10 protein-coding genes are annotated in these 13435 nt (G+C 70.0%); 3 read left to right on the top strand and 7 right to left on the bottom strand.

Features of this window, described 5'->3' with window-relative positions; genetic code table 11:
* The first annotated feature begins 129 nt into the window (after nucleotides 1–129).
* Nucleotides 130–417 (top strand): ferredoxin, encoded by a 288-nt coding sequence (locus ACH4SI_RS15580; RefSeq protein ID WP_398296228.1) that lies wholly within the window; start codon nucleotides 130–132, stop codon nucleotides 415–417.
* A gap of 52 nt (nucleotides 418–469) precedes the next feature.
* On the opposite strand, the gene ACH4SI_RS15575 is transcribed toward ACH4SI_RS15580, so the two are convergent.
* The 3 genes from ACH4SI_RS15575 to ACH4SI_RS15565 all read right to left on the bottom strand — a co-directional run bounded on the left by ACH4SI_RS15575 (nucleotide 470) and on the right by ACH4SI_RS15565 (nucleotide 3580).
* Nucleotides 470–1057 (bottom strand): hypothetical protein, encoded by a 588-nt coding sequence (locus ACH4SI_RS15575; protein WP_398296227.1) that lies wholly within the window; start codon nucleotides 1055–1057, stop codon nucleotides 470–472.
* Between the two features lie 141 nt (nucleotides 1058–1198).
* Entirely contained in the window at nucleotides 1199–2116 is a 918-nt protein-coding gene (locus tag ACH4SI_RS15570; protein WP_398296225.1) for a tRNA (adenine-N1)-methyltransferase, read from the bottom strand.
* A 219-nt stretch (nucleotides 2117–2335) separates the two neighbouring features.
* Nucleotides 2336–3580 (bottom strand): site-2 protease family protein, encoded by a 1245-nt coding sequence (locus tag ACH4SI_RS15565; RefSeq protein ID WP_398296223.1) that lies wholly within the window; start codon nucleotides 3578–3580, stop codon nucleotides 2336–2338.
* A 128-nt stretch (nucleotides 3581–3708) separates the two neighbouring features.
* Here ACH4SI_RS15565 and ACH4SI_RS15560 point away from each other — a divergent pair, with 128 nt between their 5' ends.
* Together ACH4SI_RS15560 and ACH4SI_RS15555 are read left to right on the top strand one after the other, a co-directional pair.
* Nucleotides 3709–4641 carry a RecB family exonuclease gene (locus tag ACH4SI_RS15560; RefSeq protein WP_398296222.1) on the top strand — a complete coding sequence of 311 codons (933 nt, stop codon included), beginning with the start codon at nucleotides 3709–3711 and terminating at the stop codon, nucleotides 4639–4641.
* A gap of 13 nt (nucleotides 4642–4654) precedes the next feature.
* Nucleotides 4655–5326, top strand: a complete 672-nt coding sequence (locus ACH4SI_RS15555) for a response regulator transcription factor (protein ID WP_009719179.1) — start codon at nucleotides 4655–4657, stop codon at nucleotides 5324–5326.
* Between the two features lie 70 nt (nucleotides 5327–5396).
* Here ACH4SI_RS15555 and ACH4SI_RS15550 read toward each other — a convergent pair whose 3' ends face one another.
* From ACH4SI_RS15550 to metH, 4 genes are all read right to left on the bottom strand, one after another.
* Nucleotides 5397–6992, bottom strand: a complete 1596-nt coding sequence (locus ACH4SI_RS15550; RefSeq protein ID WP_398296221.1) for an ABC transporter substrate-binding protein — start codon at nucleotides 6990–6992, stop codon at nucleotides 5397–5399.
* 56 nt (nucleotides 6993–7048) lie between these two features.
* Nucleotides 7049–8653 carry an ABC transporter substrate-binding protein gene (locus ACH4SI_RS15545; protein ID WP_398296220.1) on the bottom strand — a complete coding sequence of 535 codons (1605 nt, stop codon included), beginning with the start codon at nucleotides 8651–8653 and terminating at the stop codon, nucleotides 7049–7051.
* Nucleotides 8654–8992: 339 nt separating this feature from the next.
* Nucleotides 8993–9694: an HAD family hydrolase gene (locus ACH4SI_RS15540; protein WP_398296219.1), complete on the bottom strand. Its 702-nt coding sequence runs from the start codon at nucleotides 9692–9694 to the stop codon at nucleotides 8993–8995.
* A gap of 128 nt (nucleotides 9695–9822) precedes the next feature.
* On the bottom strand, nucleotides 9823–13326 hold the full coding sequence (metH, locus tag ACH4SI_RS15535) for a methionine synthase (RefSeq protein WP_398296218.1): 3504 nt from the start codon (nucleotides 13324–13326) through the stop codon (nucleotides 9823–9825).
* Between the last annotated feature and the right edge of the window lie 109 nt (nucleotides 13327–13435).

Raw genomic sequence — 13435 nt, 5'->3', positions numbered from 1 at the left:
CAGGTGAATACCCACCCAACAACATCGGAAAGCGAGCGGTTGTATCGTCGACCCGGTCAACACCCGCCAGTGCTGGCGATATTTAGTCAATGTTGAATCGCGTATCGAGGGAACGGCAGGCGACGCACCGTGCGGAACGAGGAGCTCGGCGATCTTGAAGTCTGGATTGACCAGGACCTGTGCACGGGTGATGGGATCTGTGCCCAGTACGCGCCCGAGGTCTTCGAACTCGACATCGACGGTCTAGCCTACGTCAAGAGCGCCGACGACGAGCTTCTGCAGGACAAGGGCGCGACCACCCTGGTGCCGCTTCCGCTGCTCACCGAGGTCGTGGACTCCGCCAAGGAGTGCCCGGGCGACTGCATCCATGTGCGGCGCACCGCGGACAAGGTCGAGGTGTACGGCCCGGACGCGTAGGTGCGCCCGCGCGCCGCGTGGGCGGGCGCCCGCCGGAACGCCGCGTGACCGGTCAGACACTCCCCGGCACGGGCAGTGCCTTCACGACGAACTCGCCGTCCTGCCACTGCCAGTTGACCTTGCGCTGCAGATCCGGACAGCACCGCGGGATCTTGGTGGACGAGTAGCCCAGCAAAGTGGCCGAAACCTTCGTTCCGCGCACCGCGAAATCTTGGACACTCATCCCCTCCTTCGGATCGACGAAGGTCGCCACGATCCGGGGGGCCGCACCCGGTCGCTTCGGCTGCGCTAGCACGTAGAGGCCACTGGGCGGGTTGCCGGCCGCGGTCTCGCAGCGCACCACGGCGACGGTTTCCGGCCGCCCGTCGCCGTCGAGGTCGGAGGAGGCCCGGTCCACCACGCCGGGCTCGGCCCGGCCGCATTCCATCGGGTAGTGCGCGGCGCGCGGGTCGGGGGCCCGGAGGGCGGGCAGGCCGCCGGCACGGTGCGCGGAGAGGGTGGTGGGGGCGGGGCCGGCCTTGGCCTCGGTGGGCTGGAAGGCCGATGCCCCGGCGACGACGGCGGCCAGTGCGGCGGCGGTCGCGATCCAGTGCACCGGACGGGGTCGGGTGTGCGCGAGATCCGGGCCCAGAGGCTGCACGCGGGATGACTCCATGAGATGGCTGCGGCGGAGGGGGTGCTCCGCATCGTGCCACATCTCACACCGGCGCGGCCACCGCCCCGCACGGGGGAAGTCGGTGGCCGCGCCGAGTCGTTGACCGGCCGGTCGAGCCGGAGGCGACTAGCCGGCCGAGCCGGAGGCGCCGGTGTCCTTCCCGCTGCCGTAGCCGGGGTAGTCGTCGCCGTACGCGCCCTTGGCGGGCCGGCGGCGGCGCAGCGGCGGCTCCACGCCGTCCGCGAGGCGGCGGGCGGTGAGCAGGAAGCCGGTGTGGCCGATCATCCGGTGGTCGGGGCGCACCGCGAGGCCCTCGACGTGCCAGGTGCGGACCATGGTCTCCCAGGCCGACGGCTCGTTGAAGGTGCCGTGCTCGCGGATGGACTCCACGGTGCGGGCCAGCTGGGTGGTGGTGGCGACGTAGGCGCACAGGATGCCGCCGGGCACGAGCGCCTTGGACACCGCTTCCAGGCACTCCCAGGGGGCGAGCATGTCCAGGATGACGCGGTCGACGTCGGTGTCGGAGAGGTTGTCCTGGAGATCGCCGACGGTCAGCTGCCAGGCGGGGTGGGGGGCGCCGAAGTAGCGCTCGACGTTCTGGGAGGCGATCTCGGCGAAGTCGGCCCGGCGCTCGTAGGAGTGCAGCATGCCCTGGTCGCCGATGGCCCGCAGCAGGAAGGTGGAGAGCGAGCCGGAGCCGACGCCCGCCTCGACGACGCGGGCGCCGGGGAAGATGTCGGCCATCGCCAGGATCTGCCCCGCGTCCTTGGGGTAGACCACGGCGGCACCGCGTGGCATGGACAGGACATAGTCGGGGAGCAGGGGGCGCAGCGCGAGATACGGGACGTTTCCCGTGGTGCGCACGACGGTTCCCTCGGGGGCGCCGATCAGCTCGTCATGGGGGAAGGATCCCTTGTGGGTGTGGAAGTTCTTCCCGGCTTCGAGCGTGAACGTGTAGTGGCGTCCCTTGGGGTCGGTGAGCTGGACCTGGTCCCCGACCTGGAAGGGCCCGCGACGGCGGGCGGCACCGGTCGGTTCGGACATGTGAACAGCCTACCGGCAGCGGGAGCCTGCCCGGGACGGCGGGCCTCGGGGGTACCGCTTCAGGCGAGCGCCAAAGGGCGCGCCCCTGTCGAATGGGGGGCACCTCCCAGCGGTAGCTGGGGGAGAGACCAAGCGTCGGAGCGAGGTACGAGCGACAGAGCGCAGTGTCGAGGAGCGTCGGCAGGGGACTCGAGCGCCCGGAGGCAAGCGAGCCTCACATCAGGCAGTGGGGGTGCGCGCCATGGCGTTGACGAAGGCGCGCTCGACGTCTGCCGTGGAGAGCACGCCGTAGATCTCGCCCGTCTCCTCCACCACCAGGTACTCGGTCGCGGGGGTGGCGCGCAGGGTGTCCAGCAGTTCCTCGCCGGTCAGCTCGGCGGAGACCCGCATGCCGTCCTTGAGGTCCTGGGCGAGGCCGCTGACCGCCACCCAGGGGCGCCGGTGCTCCGGGACGCCGACGATGGCCGCCTCCCGCACCACGGCGGTCGGGGCGCCGTGGCCGTCCACCACGACGAGGGCGCGTGCCCCCGCCTCGTTGGCCCGCCGCAGCGCCTCGGACAGCGGGGTGTCGGACGCGACGGGCACGGCGCGCCGGGTGAGGTTGCGGGCGCGCAGGTCCGGCAGGCGCTCCCGCAGCCGGGCCATGCGCAGGCTGTTGCCGGCGCCGGTCCAGATGATCGCGGCGAGTATGGCGGCGAGCAGCGCGTCGGTGAGCGAGTCGACGCTGCCGAAGTCCTTGGGCTCTCCGCCGAGGCCGCCCGCCTGGGTGAGCAGCGGCAGCCCGACCAGGACGGCGACGGCGAGCGCCCGGCCGGTCCAGGCGGCGGCGACGGTGCCGGCCATGGGCCTGCCGCTGATCTTCCAGACGACGGCGCGCAGCATGCGCCCGCCGTCCAGCGGGAGGCCGGGCAGCAGGTTGAAGGCGGCCACGATGAGGTTGGAGATCATCAACCCGGCGAGCAGCACCCCGGGCACCGAGTCGGGGTCCACGACCAGCATGCCGAGGTAGAAGACCCCGGAGAGGACCAGGGAGAGCAGCGGGCCGACGAAGGCGAGGACGAATTCCCGGCCGGGGGTCTCGGACTCCTTCTCGATCTCCGAGACGCCGCCGAAGAACTGCAGCTGGATCCGGCGCACCGGCAGCTTGAAGCGCAGGGCGGCCACGGTGTGTGCCAGCTCGTGCACCAGGACGGAGGCGTAGAAGGCGACGGCGAAGAAGAGCGACACCAGGTAGCGGGCGGCGCCCAGCTCCGGCAGCACCCGCTCCAGCTGGCCGCCGAAGACCCAGGTGATGAGGGCGGCCACGAGGAACCAGCTGGGCGAGACGTAGACGGGTACGCCGAAGGGGCGCCCCATCAGGATGCCGCCGCCCACCTCGCGTGGGCGGCGCGGCTTGTCCGCCTCGGGCTCGGTCGTGCGGTCCGCTCCCCCGTCGCCGGACTGCCGCTGCCCGCTGTTGTCCACGGTGTCCCCTCGTCGGGTGCGTCCGTCGCACCCTGTTTTGATACGGTCCCCACGATCATGCAGTGCGAGGGGCTCGGACGTCGATGGTATGCGTCCGGCTGTCGGTGGCGGGTCGTAGGGTCTTCGCCATGGGAATCACCTCAGGGCAGCCCGAACAGGCGGACGGGGCACCGCAGTCCGGCCGCGCCGCGTCGCTCTCACCGTCCCGTGCGGCGGACTTCATGCGGTGCCCCTTGCTGTACCGCTTCCGGGTGATCGACAAACTGCCGGAGAAGCCGAGCGCCGCCGCGACGCGGGGCACGGTGGTGCACGCGGTGCTGGAGCGTCTGTTCGACGCGCCCGCCGCCGAGCGCACCGCGCCGCGTGCCCGGGCGATGGTGCCGGGCGAGTGGGAGCGGCTGCTGGCGGCCAAGCCGGAGCTGGCGGAGCTGTTCCGGGAGGAGGACGGCGCGGAGTCCCCGGAGCGGCTGGCCGAGTGGCTGATGGGGGCCGAGAAGCTGGTGGAGGAGTGGTTCTCGCTGGAGGACCCGACCCGGCTGGAGCCCGCCGAGCGGGAGCTGTTCGTGGAGACCGCGCTGGAGTCGGGGCTGACGCTGCGCGGGATCATCGACCGGGTGGACGTCGCGCCGACCGGGGACGTGCGGATCGTCGACTACAAGACGGGGAAGGCGCCCTCTCCGCAGTTCGCGGGCGAGGCGCTGTTCCAGATGAAGTTCTACGCCCTGGTGCTGTGGCGGCTGCGCGGCACGGTGCCGCGCCGGCTGCAGCTGGTCTATCTGGGCAGCGGCGATGTGCTGACGTACGACCCGGTGGAGCGGGATCTGCTCGGGGTGGAGCGCAAGGTGCTGGCCCTGTGGGAGGCGATCCGGCTGGCGACGGAGACGGGGGACTTCCTGCCGCGCCGGACCAAGCTGTGCGGCTGGTGCGACCATCAGGCGCACTGTCCGGAATTCGGTGGCACTCCCCCGCGGTATCCGCTGCCCGTGATCCCGGCCCAGTCGCCGGCTCGGTCCCCCGCTCCCTCTGGGGGTGATGGCTCCGGCAGAATGGACGCGGTCTAGCGAAGGAGATCCCGTGGCGATCCGCGTCCTACTGGTCGATGACCAACCGCTGCTGCGCACCGGCTTCCGGATGATCCTGGAGGCGGAGCAGGATCTGGCGGTCGTCGGCGAGGCGGGGGACGGTCTGCAGGCCCTCGACCAGGTGCGGGCGCTCCAGCCCGACGTGGTGCTGATGGACATCCGGATGCCGCGCATGGACGGGGTGGAGGCGACCCGGCAGATCACCGGCCCGGGGCGGGACGGCCCGGCGAAGGTGCTCGTGCTGACCACCTTCGACCTCGACGAGTACGTGGTGGAGGCGCTGCGCGCCGGGGCCAGCGGCTTTCTGCTGAAGGACGCGCCGGCCACCGAGCTGGTGCAGGCCATCCGGGTGGTGGCGGCGGGTGAGGCGATGCTGGCGCCGAGCATCACGCGCCGGCTGCTCGACAAGTACGCCGGGCATCTGCCGTCGGGTGAGGAGCCGGTTCCGGACACCCTGCACACGCTCACCGAGCGCGAGGTCGAGGTGCTCAAGCTGGTGGCCCGGGGGTTGTCGAACGCGGAGATCGCCGCGGATCTGTTCGTGAGCGAGACGACGGTCAAGACGCATGTGGGCCATGTGCTGACCAAGCTGGGGCTGCGGGACCGGGTGCAGGCCGCGGTCTACGCGTACGAGAGCGGGCTGGTCCGCCCCGGCGCGCAGTAGCGGTACCCATAGCGGTACGGGTCCGCTCCGGCGCGCATCACGCGGGAGGCGCGCCGGAGCGGGAGGTGCGTCAGTCCGTGGGCGACTTCTTGATCTCCCAGAAGCGGAAGACCGTCGAGGCGTCCAGGGTCCACTGCAGCCCGGAGATGGAGTCCTGGGCCACCGCGTACTGCTTGCCCTGCCACAGCGGCAGCATCGGCACCTCGTCGGCGACGAGGTCCTGGATCTTCTTGAAGTCGCCGACCGTGGCGGCGCGGCTGGGCTGGCCGGCGGTGGCCGGGATGAGCTGCCCGGTGAGCTGCGCCGAGGTGAAGTGGTTGGACAGGACGTTGCCGGTGCCGAAGAACGGGGCGACGAAGTTGTCCGGGTCCGGGTAGTCGGGCACCCAGCCCTTGACGTAGACGGGGTAGTCGCCCGCGGCCACGCCCTTCTCGTAGGTGGCGACGTCGGTGCTCTTCACGTCGACGTCGAACAGCCCGCTGGCGTTGAGCTGCTTGGCGATCTCCTGGAGGCCCGGCACGGTGCCGGGGCCGTAGCGGATCGGGGTGCCCCACAGGGTGAGCTTGACCTTGTCGGTGATCCCCTCCTCCCGCAGCGCCTGCTTGGCCTTCTCGGGCTGCGGGCGGTCGCCGTACTTGTCGAAGAAGGCCGTGTTGTGGCCGGTGATGCCGGCCGGGACGACCGAGTACAGCGGCTCGGCGGTGCGCTTGTAGACGTCCCGGACCAGGGTGGAGCGGTCGATGAGGTACGCCATGGCCTTGCGCACGCCGAGCTTTCCGGCCACCGGGTCCTTCATGTTGAAGACCAGGTGCTGGACCTCGGCGCCGGTGCCCTCGACGACGTTCAGGTTCTTGCCGCCGCTGAGGGACTCGGCCTGGAGGTCGGACAGGTCCTTCATGGCCAGCCCGCGGTAGGCCAGGTCCACGTCGCCGTTCTGGACGGCGTCCTTCAGCTCCTGCTGCCGGCCCTGGAAGAACTTGAGGGTCATCCCGCTGTTCTGCACCGTGGCGGGGCCCTGGTAGTCACCGTTGACCGAGAAGTCCGCCTCCTTCTTGCTGAAGGAGTCCAGCTTGTAGACGCCGGAGCCGACCGCCTTGTTGTCGGTGCGCAGCTTGTCGGCCGGGTATGCGCTGTGGTCCACGATGGACCCGGCGCCGGAGGCGATCTTCTGCGGGAAGGTGGCGTCCGGGGTCTTCAGGTTGAAGACGACGGTCCGCTCGTCCGGGGTCTTGATGTTCCCGATGCCGGCGAGCATCACCGCCGGGCCGTTCTCGTCGTTGATCCGCATGGTGCGCTCGAACGAGAACTTGACGTCCTCGGAGGTGAGCGGATGTCCGTTGGAGAACTTCAGGTCGTTCCGCAGGGTGCAGCTGAAGACCTCGCTGGAGCCGTCCTTGAAGCCGCACTTCTCCGCCGCCTCCGGCTGCGGGGTGGCGCCGCCCTTGGGGAAGCTCAGCAGCGACTGGAACACGTTGTTGAACAACAGCCAGGAGCCCGGGTCGTAGCCGGATGCCGGATCGGTGGCCAGCACCTCGTCCGACATGCCCATGACGACGTGCTCACCGCTTCCCGCGGCGTCCCCGTCCTCGCTCCCACAGCCGGTGAGCAGGGCGGCGGCGAGCCCCGCTCCAAGCGGAGCTGCCAGCCACTGGTCACGTTTCCTCACGGGTGGTTTCCTCACAGTTTCGTCGTCTCGTTGTCCGGCCCCCGTCTGGCGTCGCGTCAGCTGTCGGCTCCTCGACCCAGCTCCCACAGCTGCAGCATGGTCGAGGAGTCGAATGCGTATTCGGCCCCGGTGATGTTCTCTCGGGCCGCCACATAGGTGTTCCCCTGCCACAGCGGCAGATAGGGCACATCGTCGGCGACGGTGTTCTGGATGGTCTGGAAGTCCGCGGCCGCCTGGGGGCGCCGGCTCTCCTGCCGGGTCTGCGGGATCAGCTCGTCCTGCACGGTGCTGTCGCGGTAGGGCGAGTTGAGGAAGTTGTCCTTGGCCAGGAAGGGCGCGACGTAGTTGTCCGGGTCCGGGAAGTCCGGCAGCCACCCCATGCCGTAGGCGGCGTACGCACGCTTGGGGAGGTTGGGGCGGAACTCGGCCCAGCGGACACCCTTGATCCTGACCTTGAAAAGCCCGCTGCGGTTGAGCTGGCTCCGCAGCTCCTTGAACTCCTGCGCGGTCTCCGGACCGTAGTGGTCGGTGGTGTACGTCAGGGTCAGCTTCACCGGGGTGCTGACCCCCGCGTCGCGCAGGGCGCTGCGGGCGGCGTCGGGGTCAGGGTCGCCGTACTCGTTGTAGAACGAGTTGGTGTGCGAGATGACGTTGTTCGGGATCAGCGAGTAGAGGGGCTCGGCGGTCCGCTTGTAGACGTCGCGCACCAGTGCCTGCCGGTCCACCAGATGGGCGATGGCCTGCCGTACGCCCTTGGCCCTGACCGACGGGTCGTCGGTGTCGAAGACGAGGTAGCGGATGCCCTGACCGGAGGACTCGAAGAGCCGGACGCCCTTGACCTCGCGCTTCTTGAGCTTGTCGATCTGGCCGGGCGAGAAGCCGCGGTGCACCGCGTCGATGCGGCCGTCGGCCAGCTCCTTCTCCATGGCCGCGGCGGAGTCGAAGAACCGCAGCTCGACCTTGTCGCTCTTCGGCTTCACATCGCCCTGGTAGTTCGGGTTCCGGGTGAAGCGCACCTTCACCAGCCGGTTGTCCCGCACCTCGGTCTTCGCCTGGTACGGGCCCGAACCGACGAGGTCGAAGCCCTTGTGCAGCGCGTTCGGCTGGTAGACCTCACTGTCCAGGATGGCCGCGGCCGGGGTGGTGAGCTTGGACGGGAAGGTCGCGTCGGGGGCGCGGAGATGGATGACGACCTCGCGGGAGGTCGGGGTCTCCACCTTGTCCACGTTCGAGAGCAGGGAGACCGGGCCGTTGCTGTCCTTGATCCGCAGCATCCGGTCGAGGGAGAACTTGACGTCCTCGGAGGTGAGCGCGTGGCCGTTGGAGAACTCCAGTCCGCTGCGCAGGGTGCAGCGGTACTGCTCGCTCTGCCGGTCCTGGAAGCCGCACTTCTGCGCGGCGTCGGGTATCGGCTCGGTTCCCGAGCGGGGCAGTCGCATCAGCGTCTGGAAGCTGTTGTGCAGCACGCTCCACGAGGCGAAGTCGTAGGCCTGGGCGGGGTCCAGCGGGGCGGGCGCCGCCTTCGATGCCTCGATCCGGTCGGTGCTCCCCAGGACGATGGCACCGTCGTCGGGGCCCGAGCCGTCGGGCCCACCGCATGCGGTGAGCGCTGACGTCAGTAGGCCCGCCACGGCCGGCAGCGCGAGCGACTTGCGCTTCATTGTCGGGAGTCTCCCTGCGATCGATCAACCACTCGCGACGAGATTAGTCCGAGGCGCCAGCCATGCTCAGACACAACGAAGTTGAGGCGATATCGCGCACCGATAACGGATATGGGGCGACCGATATCCGGACGCCGTCGCGTTTCGTACGGCATGTCATCAATCCGGACACAAGGGCTGACCCAAATCACACCAGACGGGACGCGCAGCAGATACCCATCCGATCTGTCGACGGCATATGCAGTGATAAACATCACGCCGGGAATGCCGCCCCCGGCACACAAAAACGGGGAGCGCGTTATTCAGTCTGTAATTTACAGACATACGCTCAGTATGCGATCAGTGCATTCCTGTGACCAGTGAGCGGAGAAAGGGAAGATCGACTTCTTCCAGCGATCCCACGACCGTGCGGCCCGCCGCGGGCTCGATCGGCACGAGGGAGGGCACCGCGAGCACCTGGCACCCGGCCGCCTCGGCGGCCCGTACCCCGGTCGCCGTGTCCTCGATGACCACGCACCGCGCCGGGTCGGCGGCCAGCCCCGCGGCGGCGAACAGATACGGGTCGGGATGCGGCTTGGTACGGCCGATCTCGTCGCCCGCGACCGTGAGCGCGAAGTTCTCAGGTCCGATCGACCGCAGCAGCCGGTCCATCACCCGCCGGTGCGAGGCGGAGACCAGGGCGGTCGGCACCCCGTGCGCGCCCAGTTCGGTGAGCAGCCGGCGCGCGCCGGGCAGCATGGGCACGGTGCCGTCGAGCAGCTCGGTGAAACGGCTGTTCAGCAGGCCGCTCAGCTCCGCGAGCGCGATGTCGGCGCCGGTGGCCTCGATGAGGAACGAGGCGCTGCGGGCCATCGGGCCCCCGACCACCACCTCGCGGTACTCCTCGGCGAGGGCGTGGCCCAGCTCGGCGAAGATGGACACTTCCGCGTCCCACCAGATGTCCTCGGTGTCCACCAGGGTGCCGTCCATGTCGAGCAGGACAGCCTGGAGGGCGGAGCCTTCGGCCGTACGGGTGTCGACGGCGGGGATGCTGCTGGTCATCCAAACACCTCCGGATGCGGGGCACGAAGGCCGGCCCCCTTCCGCTGACGGGAAGACGACCGGCCTCTACCGGATCGACCAGTCTACGACGCGGCGCGTCGCGGCGCCTCCTGTCGGGCGCCCCCCGATTACCGGGCGTTGAAGTACTTGGCCTCCGGGTGGTGGATGACGATCGCGTCGGTCGACTGCTCGGGGTGCAGCTGGAACTCCTCGGAGAGCTTCACGCCGATGCGCTCCGGCTCCAGCAGATCGGCGATCTTCGCCCGGTCCTCCAGGTCGGGGCAGGCGCCGTAGCCGAGCGAGAAGCGCGCGCCGCGGTACTTCAGCGCGAACATGTCCTCGATGTCGCCGGGGTCCTCCCCGGCGAAGCCCAGCTCGGACCGGACCCGGGCGTGCCAGTACTCGGCCAGCGCCTCGGCGAGCTGCACGGACAGCCCGTGCAGCTCCAGGTAGTCGCGGTAGGAGTTGTCCGCGAACAGCTCGGCGGTCGCCTCGCCGATCTTCGAGCCGACGGTGACCACCTGGAGGCCGACCACATCGGTCTCGCCGGACTCCTCGGGCCGGAAGAAGTCCGCCAGGCACAGGCGACGTCCCCGGCGCTGGCGCGGGAAGGTGAAGCGGGTCCGCTCGCTGCCGTCCTCGTTGAGCAGGACGAGGTCGTCGCCCTTGGAGACGCACGGGAAGTAGCCGTAGACCACCGCGGCCTCCAGCAGGTTCTCCGTACGCAGCTTGTCCAGCCAGCCGCGCAGGCGCGGGCGTCCCTCGGACTCCACCAGCTCCGCGTAGCTCGGCCCGTCGCCGGTGCGGGCCTCCTTGAGGCCCCACTGGCCCTTGAACAGCGCGCCCTCGTCCAGCCAGGAGGCGTAGTCGACCTGCTGGATGCCCTTGACGACGCGGGTCCCCCAGAAGGGCGGGGTGGGCACCGGGTTGTCGGTGGCGACGTCGGAGCGCGAGGGGCCCTCCGGCTCCGGGTCGCTCAGCGCGGTGTCGCGCTTGGGCACCCGGCGCTGCTTGAGGGCGGGCAGCTCCGCGCCGGGGACGCCGCGCTTGACGGCGATGAGGGCGTCCATGAGGCGCAGCCCCTCGAAGGCGTCGCGGGCGTAGCGGACCTCGCCCTCGTAGATCTCGTGGAGGTCCTGTTCGACGTAGGCGCGGGTGAGGGCGGCGCCGCCGAGGATGACGGGGTAGTCGGAGGCCAGGCTGCGCTGGTTCAGCTCCTCCAGGTTCTCCTTCATGATCACCGTGGACTTCACCAGCAGCCCTGACATGCCGATGACGTCGGCGCGGTGCTCCTGGGCGGCCTCCAGGATCGCGGAGACCGGCTGCTTGATGCCGAGGTTGACGACGTTGTAGCCGTTGTTGGAGAGGATGATGTCGACGAGGTTCTTGCCGATGTCGTGGACGTCGCCGCGGACGGTGGCGAGCACGATGGTGCCCTTGCCGTCGTCGTCGGTCTTCTCCATGTGCGGCTCCAGGTGGGCCACCGCGGTCTTCATCACCTCGGCGGACTGGAGGACGAACGGCAACTGCATCTGGCCGGAGCCGAAGAGCTCGCCGACGACCTTCATGCCCTCCAGCAGCGTCTCGTTGACGATGTCCAGGGCGGGCCGCTCGGTGAGGGCCTCGTCGAGGTCGGCCTCAAGGCCGTTGCGCTCGCCGTCGATGATGCGCCGCTGGAGGCGCTCGTCCAGCGGCAGGGCGGCCAGTTCCTCGGCCTTGCCCGCCTTGAGTGACTTGGCGGTGGCGCCCTCGAAGAGCGCCATCAGCTTCTGCAGCGGGTCGTAGCCCTCCGCGCGGCGGTCGTAGATCAGGTCGAGGGCCGTGGTGACCTGCTCCTCGTCGAACCGCGCGATCGGCAGGATCTTGCTCGCGTGCACGATCGCCGAGTCGAGACCGGCCTTGACGCACTCGTCCAGGAAGACGGAGTTGAGCAGGATGCGGGCGGCCGGGTTGAGGCCGAAGGAGATGTTCGACAGGCCCAGCGTGGTCTGGACGTCCGGGTGACGGCGCTTCAGCTCGCGGATCGCCTCGATGGTGGCGATGCCGTCCTTGCGGGACTCCTCCTGACCGGTGCAGATGGTGAAGGTCAGGGTGTCGATGAGGATGTCGGACTCGTGGATGCCCCAGTTGCCGGTGAGGTCGGCGATGATCCGCTCGGCGATCTCGACCTTCTTCTCCGGCGTGCGCGCCTGGCCCTCCTCGTCGATGGTCAGCGCGATCAGCGCGGCACCGTGCTCGCGGGCGAGCTGGGTGACCTTGGCGAAGCGGGACTCGGGGCCGTCGCCGTCCTCGTAGTTGACCGAGTTGATGACGGCCCGGCCGCCCAGCTTCTCCAGACCCGCCTGGATGACGTCCACCTCGGTGGAGTCCAGCACGATCGGCAGGGTGGAGGCGGTGGCGAAGCGGCCGGCCAGCTCCTCCATGTCGGCGACACCGTCGCGGCCGACGTAGTCGACGCACAGGTCGAGCAGGTGGGCGCCCTCGCGGATCTGGTCGCGGGCCATCTCCACGCAGTCGTCCCAGCGGCCGTCCAGCATGGCCTCGCGGAACTTCTTGGAGCCGTTGGCGTTCGTCCGCTCGCCGATGGCCAGGTACGAGGTGTCCTGGCGGAACGGCACCGTCTGGTACAGCGACGCGGCGCCCGGCTCGGGGCGCGGCTCGCGCGCCGTCGGGGTCAGGTCGCGGACCCGCTCGACGACCTGGCGCAGATGCTCGGGCGTGGTGCCGCAGCAGCCGCCGACCAGCGACATGCCGTACTCGCGGACGAAGGTCTCCTGGGCGTCGGCCAGCTCGCCCGGGGTGAGCGGGTAGTGGGCGCCGTCCTTGCCGAGCACCGGCAGGCCCGCGTTCGGCATGCAGGACAGGGGTACGCGCGCGTGGCGGGCGAGGTAGCGCAGGTGCTCGCTCATCTCGGCGGGGCCGGTCGCGCAGTTGAGGCCGATCATGTCGATGCCGAGCGGCTCCAGGGCGGTCAGCGCCGCGCCGATCTCGGAGCCCAGCAGCATGGTGCCGGTGGTCTCGACGGTGACCGAGCAGATGACCGGGAGGTTGGCGCCGGTGGCGTCCAGGGCGCGGCGGGCGCCGAGGACGGCGGCCTTGGTCTGGAGCAGGTCCTGGGTGGTCTCGACCAGGAGGGCGTCGGCGCCGCCGGCGATCATGCCTTCGGCGTTCTGCTGGTAGGCGTCGCGCAACGTGGTGTACGGGGCGTGCCCGAGGGTGGGGAGCTTGGTGCCGGGGCCCATCGAGCCGAGCACCCAGCGGTGGCGCCCGTCGGCGGCGAACTCGTCGGCCACCTCGCGGGCGATCCGGACGCCCGCCTCGGACAGCTCGTAGACCCGCTCGGGGATGTCGTACTCGCCCAGTGCCGCGTGGTTGGCGCCGAAGGTGTTCGTCTCGACACAGTCCACGCCGACCGCGAAGTACGCCTCGTGAACCGAGCGGACGATGTCGGGGCGGGTGATGTTGAGGATCTCGTTGCAGCCTTCGAGCTGCTGGAAGTCGTCGAGACTGGGGTCCTGCGCCTGGAGCATCGTGCCCATCGCGCCGTCGGCGACCACGACGCGGGAGGCGAGTGCCTCGCGGAGGGCGTCGATTCGGGCGGCGGATGCGGACGATGACGTGTGCGAGGCCATGGATGTGCTCCCTGGAGTGCGACGGCTGTCGGCTTTGCGCCCTCACTTGGGAAGGGCGCACCAGGCCAGCCTAGCTGCCGGGGGCAAGAGGGCAGGCGCCCGTCCCATC

Source organism: Streptomyces sp. NPDC021212, from assembly GCF_044332925.1.
Lineage (GTDB): Bacteria > Actinomycetota > Actinomycetes > Streptomycetales > Streptomycetaceae > Streptomyces.
The sequence above is the reverse complement of the archived record's forward strand: the minus strand, read 5'-3'. Positions and strand labels throughout refer to the sequence as shown.

Excerpts from the sequence above, each read along its gene's own strand:
- ACH4SI_RS15545 (WP_398296220.1), bottom strand. The coding sequence starts at position 8,653 with ATGAAGCGCAAGTCGCTCGCGCTGCCGGCCGTGGCGGGCCTACTGACG.
- ACH4SI_RS15570 (WP_398296225.1), bottom strand. The coding sequence starts at position 2,116 with ATGTCCGAACCGACCGGTGCCGCCCGCCGTCGCGGGCCCTTCCAGGTC.
- metH (WP_398296218.1), bottom strand. The coding sequence starts at position 13,326 with ATGGCCTCGCACACGTCATCGTCCGCATCCGCCGCCCGAATCGACGCC.
- ACH4SI_RS15560 (WP_398296222.1), top strand. The coding sequence starts at position 3,709 with ATGGGAATCACCTCAGGGCAGCCCGAACAGGCGGACGGGGCACCGCAG.
- ACH4SI_RS15540 (WP_398296219.1), bottom strand. The coding sequence starts at position 9,694 with ATGACCAGCAGCATCCCCGCCGTCGACACCCGTACGGCCGAAGGCTCC.